This window comes from Streptomyces sp. B1866 (assembly GCF_031932565.1).
In the GTDB taxonomy this organism is placed as follows: Bacteria; Actinomycetota; Actinomycetes; order Streptomycetales; family Streptomycetaceae; genus Streptomyces.
Genome location: NZ_JAVSCF010000608.1, coordinates 1 through 476 on the forward strand (window position 1 = coordinate 1; position 476 = coordinate 476).

The following is a 476-nucleotide window of genomic DNA, read 5'->3' on the forward strand; positions in this document are numbered from 1 at the left end:
ACGTCGTCATGGTCCGGACGCAGCAGCGGCACGGCGGTGACCGGGACCCCGGCGGCATCCGCACAGTGCGCGACCATCGCCGCGTGCGCCCCCGAAGGACCGAGCTCAAGAAACGCAGACACGCCCGCCTCCAACAGCGTGCCCACGCCCTCGGCGAAACGGACCGGCTCCCGCACCTGACGCACCCAGTACTCCGGAGACCTCCACTCCTCCGGATCCACCCACGTGCCGGTCACGTTGGACACGGCGGGAATCACAGGGATGCGGAACTCCACGCTCTCCAGCACCCGGCCGAACTCCGCCAGCATCGGCTCCACCAACGGCGAATGAAACGCATGCGACACCGCCAACCGCCGCACCCGCACCCCCCGCTCCGCCAGCACTGACACCGCCCGCTCCACACCCTCCACCGGCCCGGACACCACCACCTGCCCCGGAGCATTCACCGACGCCACCACCAAATCCGACCCCAGCAC

Annotated in this window: 1 protein-coding gene; it reads right to left on the reverse strand. The window is 70.2% G+C overall.

The genetic code is table 11. The features are described from left to right. Positions 1 to 455: acyltransferase domain-containing protein (locus tag RKE29_RS30415; protein WP_312008914.1), on the reverse strand; the 455-nt coding region annotated here is incomplete at its 3' end. Positions 456 to 476: the final 21 nt, after the last annotated feature.